Source organism: Shinella sp. GW821-FHT10F02, assembly GCF_058809275.1.
In genome coordinates, this window is the sequence record NZ_JBXASL010000010.1 from 309,652 (window position 1) to 315,929 (window position 6,278).

Below are 6,278 nucleotides of genomic sequence, written 5' to 3' on the forward strand. Positions count from 1 at the left end.
TGCAAAAGCCACTTCAAAGTAATTTTAAGTATATTTTACCGGTTTTCGCGCTTCTTGAATTCATGGTTAATAAATTCCCTGTTGTTCAAAAGTCACATCCCATTTGTGCCGTGTCTCTGCCACAATCATTTCACATTTTGGCTCTTTCAATTCCTCAATCTTTATTCAATTTCCCCTCAACCGGGCGGGACTGAATTAGAAATGACGACGCCCGACAGCCTCCCAACAGAGGGCGTCGTTCAGTAAAGGAGAATATCATGCGTACACTCATCGCCACCCTCATCGCTTCGACCGTCTCGATCGTTGCTTTCCAGGCCGCTCACGCCGCCGACGCCATCGACGAAGTACCCCAGGCTCCGGCCGCTGAATATTCCGAGCCGGTCTCGGGCGGCAACTGGGCCGGCGCCTATGCCGGTGGTACGGCAAGCTGGCAGCGCGGTGACTTCAACCGTCAGGGCGATGCCAAGGCAAACGGCCTCGGCGGCGGCGTCTACGGCGGCTACAACATGCAGTCCGGCCAGATCGTCTACGGCGGTGAAGCCGACCTGAACTACTCGGGCGTCGACGCCGAGCGCAACGGCCTGAAGGCCAAGCAGGGCGTCAACGGCTCGATCCGCGGCCGCGTCGGTATCGACCTGAACCCGGTCCTGCTCTACGGCACCGCCGGTGTTGCAGGCACGAACGTCGAGCTGAAGAACGGCGCCGGCAAGGACGACCGCAACATGGTCGGCTGGACCGCCGGTGCAGGTGCAGAAGCCTTCGTGACCAACAACGTCACGGCGCGCGTCGAATACCGCTACAGCGACTACCAGAAGAAGGGCTTCAACCTCGGCGGCGACAAGGTCAAGTCGGGCTTCGAAGACCACAGCGTCCGCGTCGGTCTCGGCGTGAAGTTCTAAGCCTCACGGCTCTGGAATACGGAAAGGCCGGGCGAAAGCCCGGCCTTTTTGTTTGTGCTCAATCCTTGAACTGCGCGAAGTCCGGGAAGACGGCTTCGAAGCGGGAGAGGAAGCGCTTCAGCTTCGGGCGGCCGCGCTGCCACTTTCCTTCGAAACGCAATTCGATGTAGCGCAGCATGGCGGCGAGCGCGAAATGGCCGCCATTCGGCTTCTTGCCGAGGCGCGGCATGTTGGCTTCGAGATGATCGAGCGCGCGCTCGGCCTTTTCCCACTGCCGGTCGATCCACGGCTGGTGGATCTTCTCCTCCGGCCGGAAGCGGCGTTCATAGACGATGGCGAGCAGGCAGTCGCAGATGCCGTCGGCGGTCGCTTCCAGCACGTCCACTTCGGTGCGCTTGGCCGCATTGCGCGGGTAGAGCGAGCCGCGCGTCTGGCGGTCGATATAGTTCATGATCGCACGGCTGTCGAAGACGGCGAGGCCGTCGTCGGTCACCAGCGCCGGGATCTTGCCGAGCGGGTTGGCAGCGAGCAGTTCGGCCGGGTCGGCATTGGTGTCGGTGGCGATCGCTTCGACCGGCAGCCCGGCGAAATGTGCGGCCATGCGCACCTTGGTGGAATAGGGCGAGGTGGTGGAATAGAAGATTTTCATCGGCAGGGTCCTGTGCTCTTTGAATTTACGCATGATCCTTTCCTTAAATCGATTCCGATTTAAGGGGGCATGCTAGCGGATGGGCGGTTGTTCGATGGATTTGGCGCGGCAGGCCGCGCGGTCGACTTCAGGGCAGGGGCGGAAGGAGAGGTCCGGCGTCATGCAGATGCGCACTTCTTCCAGCCGCCCGTCCTCGCAGGTCACCGCGATGCCCTTGCGGTCAAGCCCGGGATTGGCGGCGATGAAGGCCTGCTCCACCGCATCGGGCGAAAGGCGCGCGCCGCCGCGCTGCGGCTCCGCCTCCGCCGGAATGCTGACGTGCTCGAAGGCCGCGCGCGTGACGGCGAAATAGTCCTTCTGGCTGAGGCCCGAGCAGGAGCCGTGCTTGCGCCATTGGTGGCCGACCAGGCCCATGGAGGGGATGATGTCCAGAACGGTGCGGCCGAGATTGTCGGGCACCCGGTCCGGCTCGCGGGTCCGGCAGAATTCCGGATAGCCGCGGTCGTTCTGCGGCCAGAGCCCATGCACGATGAAGCCGTTGTTCTCGCCGCGCCGGCATTGCTGGGTCTTGCCGGTGGCATCGTTGCCCGCGCACCAGGTCGGCGACCAGGACAGCGAGAGCACGTAGAAATCGAACCCCTTGCCGAGCGGAATTTTTTGCGCCGGCGTCTTGCGGCTCACTTTTGTCTTCGGCTTCTCGGCCGGCTTCTCCTCGCTGCAAGCGGCAAGCGTCGCCAGGCCGGCAAGGAGCAGGCTTACGGATCGCACAACGGTGGAGAAGTGCGGCCGACTCATCGATTGGCGGCCGCGAGGAAAGGCGTCATGAAAGTCTCCCGGTTCGGCGCGCGATTGTTGCCGCCGAACGGCAAAGGTCAAGAGGCCTTCGTTTCGCCCGCAAGCCAGAAGGCACGCGCCGAGGCGAAGCGATCCTGCGCCAGCCGTTCCTTCAGGAAGGGCAGCAGCACGTCGAGCTCCGGCTTCAGGGTGAAGGGCGGATTGACGACGATGAGGCCGGAGCCCGTCAGCCCAGTTGTTTCGCGGTCGCTGCGCACGGTCAGTTCCGCACAGAGCATCTTGGGAATGCCCGTCTCCTTTAGCGCCTTGTGGAAGGCGGCGATGGGCGCGTTCTTCTTCAGCGGATACCACAGGCAATAGACCCCGCCGGGAAAGCGCCGCACCGCCTTTTGCAGCCCGTCGACCAGCCGTTCGTATTCGCCCTCGATCTCGAAGGGCGGATCGACCAGCACGATGCCGCGCTTTTCCTTCGGCGGCAGGTGCGCGCCCAGCGACAGCCAGCCGTCGAGCCGGGTGACGCGGCTCTGGAAATCGCCGTCGAACAGCCGGTGCAGCGTCTCGTAATCGTCAGGATGCAGCTCCATGGCGGAGAGCCGGTCCTGCGGGCGGAAGAGCTGGCGCACCAGTTTTGGCGAGCCGGGATAATAGGTTAGCCCGCCATGCGGATTCAGTTCGTGAACGACCTTCAGGTAGGGCGCGAGGATATCCGCCACCGCCGCCGGCATGTCGCCGTCGATGAGCCGGCCGATGCCGTCGAGCCATTCGCCGGTCTTCTGCGCTTCCTCGCTCGAAAGATCGTAGAGCCCAAGGCCGGCATGGGTATCGAGCACGCGAAACGCCTTGTCCTTGCCCTGCATGTAGAGCACGAGGCGGGCGAGCACGGCGTGTTTCAGCACGTCCGCGAAATTGCCGGCGTGGTAGATGTGGCGATAGTTCATTGTGCGACACCCACGATCATCCGCGCTGATGCGACGATGAATTGTTGCGATGGTAGAATGATTTGCCTTTTGGCACTTTGCGCTCTGCCATATAGAAAAGCCATGAACGTTGCGACCCCCAATCTCGGAAAACCCCGGATCGGCCATTCCGCCTGTCCGCATGACTGTCCCTCCACCTGCGCACTCGACATCGAGATCGGCGCGGATGGCCGAATGGGCCGCGTCAAGGGCAGCGCCGACAACAGCTACACGGCCGGCGTCATCTGCGCCAAGGTCGCCCGCTATGCCGAGCGCCTCTACCACCCCGACCGCCTGATGAAGCCGATGGTGCGCAAGGGCGAGAAGGGCAGCGGCGACTGGGCCGACATCTCCTGGGAGGCCGCGCTTGATGCGATTGCCGAAGCCTTCGTCAAGGCCGAGCAGGCGCACGGCACGGAGGCTGTCTGGCCCTATTATTACGCCGGCACGATGGGCCAGGTGCAGCGCGATTCCATCGAGCGCCTGCGCCACGCAAAACGCTATTCCGGCTTCTTTGATTCGATCTGCACCAACCCCGCCTGGACGGGCTTCACCATGGGCGCCGGCACGCTGCGCGGCCCCGATCCGCGCGAAATGGCGAAGTCGGACTGCGTGGTGATCTGGGGCACGAACGCCGTCTCGACGCAGGTCAACGTGATGACCCATGCGGTGAAGGCGCGCAAGGAACGCGGCGCCAAGATCGTCGTCATCGACATCTACGACAACCCGACGATGAAAACGGCGGACCTCGCGCTGAAACTGAGGCCGGGCACGGACGCGGCACTCGCCTGCGCCGTCATGCACGTCGCCTTCCGTGATGGTTACGCCGACCGCGCCTATATGGAGAAATTCGCCGACGACCCGGCCGGCCTCGAAGCGCATCTTGCGACGCGCAACCCGGAATGGGCGGCCGCGATCACCGGCCTCACCGTCGAGGAAATCGAAACCTTTGCCGCCCTCGTCGGCCGCACCAAGAAGAGCTTCTTCCGCCTCGGCTACGGTTTCACCCGCAGCCGCAACGGCGCGGTCTCCATGCATGCCGCACTCTCCATCGCCACGGTGCTCGGCTCCTGGCAATATGAGGGCGGCGGCGCGTTCCACAGCAATTCGTCAATCTTCCATCTGCGCAAGAGCGAGTTGATGGGCACAAGGCTCATCGATCCGGATATCCGCGTGCTCGACCAGTCGCAGATCGGCCGCGTGCTGACCGGCGATGCCGTGGCGCTGCGCGATCGCGGCCCCGTCACGGCCATGCTGATCCAGAACACCAATCCGGTGAACGTGGCGCCCGAGCAGCGCCTGGTGAAACAGGGTTTTGAACGCGACAACCTGTTCGTCGCGGTGCACGAGCAGTTCATGACCGATACGGCGAAGCTCGCCGATATCGTCATCCCCGCCACCATGTTCGTCGAGCACGACGACCTCTACCGCGGCGGCGGCCACCAGCACATCCTGCTCGGCCCGAAACTCGTCGAGCCGCCCGCTACCGTGCGCACCAATCTCTTCGTCATCGAGGAGCTGGCGAAGCGTCTCGGCGTCGACGGGATGCCCGGTTTCGGGCTGTCCGAGCAGGAGCACATCACCCGCATGCTGCCCTATTACGAGATGGATTTCGACGGGCTCAGGCAAGAGAAGTGGATCGACTGCCAGCCGGATTTCGAGACCGCGCATTTCGCCAAGGGTTTCGGTTTCCCGGACGGCAAATTCCGCTTCCGCCCGAAATGGATCGACACGCCGGCGCCCAACCGGCCGCCAAAGGTGCTCGGCGCCTTTGGCCCGCATGCGGCGCTGCCGGCCTTTCCGGATCATGTCGAGCTCATCGAGACGCCGGATGCTGAACACCCCTTCCGCCTCGCCACGTCGCCCGCCCGCATGTTCCTCAACTCCAGCTTTACGGAGACCAAGGGCTCGCGCGAGCGCGAAGGCCGGCCGGAGGTAATGATCCATCCGCAGGATGCGACGGCCGAGGGCATCGCGGAGGGCGATATCGTGCATCTCGGCAATGTCCGCGGCGATATCCGCCTGCACGCGAAGATCACCGACAGCGTGAAGCCCGGCGTGCTGATCGCCGAGGGCATCTGGCCGAACTCCGCGCATCTCGACGGGGAGGGCATCAATGTGCTGACCGGCGCCGATCCCGTCGCCCCCTATGGCGGTGCCGCCTTCCACGACAACCGAGTCTGGCTGCGCAAGGCCTGATTCCACCTGAAGGATTTTCCATGACGGCTCCAGCCACGTCCGCCATCCGCATCGTCGACCAGCAGACCGTCTGGAAGCGCTTCATCCACCTTCGCACCCTCGTCATCGAGCAGACCCGCGCCGATGGCCGGGTCGAGCGGCTCGACCGCGAGGTGCATGACCACGGCCCGGCGGCCTCCGTGCTGCTGGTCGATCCCGCCCGCCAGTCGCTCATCCTCGTGCGCCAGTTCCGCCCTGGCGCCTTCTTCGGCGGCCATTCCGACGGCTTCCTGCTGGAGGTGCCGGCCGGCCTGCTCGATGACGACGCGCCCGAAGAGGCCGTCGCCCGCGAGGCGATGGAGGAGACCGGTTACGCCGTGCGCGACGTACGCCACCTCTTCGACATCTATTCGAGCCCCGGCACGCTCACCGAGCGCGTCGGCTGCTTCGTCGCCCGCATCGATGCCACGAAGCGCGACGGCAAGGGCGGCGGCGTGGACGGCGAGGGGGAGGATATCGAGATCGTCGAAATGCCGATCGACGAAGCGTATGGGTTGATCGCTACGGGTGGCATTCAGGATGCCAAGACGATCGTGCTGCTGCAATGGCTGATGCTGCATCGGGGCGAGTTTGGCTGAGGGGCGCGGGTGATTCTCGCTACTCCGGCCAGGCAGCTCTCGCGGCTTGCCCCCCTCTGCCCTGCCGGGCATCTCCCCCCTTGAGGGGGGAGTGTTCATGTTGGACTCGCGAGGCGTTTTCTTGCGAGGAAGATGTCGAGTGTGATCTGGAGCATTTCGAGTG

6 protein-coding genes are annotated in these 6,278 nt (G+C 64.0%); 3 read left to right on the forward strand and 3 right to left on the reverse strand.

All coding sequences use genetic code 11. The features are described from left to right. Window positions 1–257: 257 nt before the first annotated feature. A complete protein-coding gene (locus tag AC1RWL_RS28895; RefSeq protein WP_493096872.1) occupies window positions 258–899 on the forward strand; it encodes an outer membrane protein in 642 nt (213 codons plus the stop codon). A 58-nt stretch (window positions 900–957) separates the two neighbouring features. On the opposite strand, the gene AC1RWL_RS28900 is transcribed toward AC1RWL_RS28895, so the two are convergent. The 3 genes from AC1RWL_RS28900 to AC1RWL_RS28910 form a co-directional block, all read right to left on the reverse strand. Then, on the reverse strand, window positions 958–1,548 hold the full coding sequence (locus AC1RWL_RS28900; protein WP_439628363.1) for a glutathione S-transferase family protein: 591 nt from the start codon (window positions 1,546–1,548) through the stop codon (window positions 958–960). 72 nt (window positions 1,549–1,620) lie between these two features. Continuing rightward, a complete protein-coding gene (locus AC1RWL_RS28905) occupies window positions 1,621–2,343 on the reverse strand; it encodes a ribonuclease T2 family protein (RefSeq protein ID WP_493096873.1) in 723 nt (240 codons plus the stop codon). Between the two features lie 77 nt (window positions 2,344–2,420). Then, on the reverse strand, window positions 2,421–3,281 hold the full coding sequence (locus AC1RWL_RS28910) for a 23S rRNA (adenine(2030)-N(6))-methyltransferase RlmJ (RefSeq protein ID WP_492648967.1): 861 nt from the start codon (window positions 3,279–3,281) through the stop codon (window positions 2,421–2,423). A gap of 57 nt (window positions 3,282–3,338) precedes the next feature. On the opposite strand from AC1RWL_RS28910, the gene AC1RWL_RS28915 reads away from it, so the two are divergent. Both AC1RWL_RS28915 and AC1RWL_RS28920 read left to right on the forward strand, forming a co-directional pair. Continuing rightward, complete coding sequence (locus AC1RWL_RS28915; RefSeq protein WP_493096874.1) at window positions 3,339–5,498, forward strand: molybdopterin-containing oxidoreductase family protein; 2,160 nt, start codon at window positions 3,339–3,341, stop codon at window positions 5,496–5,498. Window positions 5,499–5,518: 20 nt separating this feature from the next. Then, window positions 5,519–6,115 carry an NUDIX domain-containing protein gene (locus tag AC1RWL_RS28920; RefSeq protein WP_493096875.1) on the forward strand — a complete coding sequence of 199 codons (597 nt, stop codon included), beginning with the start codon at window positions 5,519–5,521 and terminating at the stop codon, window positions 6,113–6,115. Window positions 6,116–6,278 lie beyond the last annotated feature (163 nt).

Excerpts from the sequence above, each read along its gene's own strand:
- AC1RWL_RS28895 (WP_493096872.1), top strand. The coding sequence starts at position 258 with ATGCGTACACTCATCGCCACCCTCATCGCTTCGACCGTCTCGATCGTT.
- AC1RWL_RS28900 (WP_439628363.1), bottom strand. The coding sequence starts at position 1,548 with ATGAAAATCTTCTATTCCACCACCTCGCCCTATTCCACCAAGGTGCGC.
- AC1RWL_RS28905 (WP_493096873.1), bottom strand. The coding sequence starts at position 2,343 with ATGAGTCGGCCGCACTTCTCCACCGTTGTGCGATCCGTAAGCCTGCTC.
- AC1RWL_RS28910 (WP_492648967.1), bottom strand. The coding sequence starts at position 3,281 with ATGAACTATCGCCACATCTACCACGCCGGCAATTTCGCGGACGTGCTG.
- AC1RWL_RS28915 (WP_493096874.1), top strand. The coding sequence starts at position 3,339 with ATGATTTGCCTTTTGGCACTTTGCGCTCTGCCATATAGAAAAGCCATG.
- AC1RWL_RS28920 (WP_493096875.1), top strand. The coding sequence starts at position 5,519 with ATGACGGCTCCAGCCACGTCCGCCATCCGCATCGTCGACCAGCAGACC.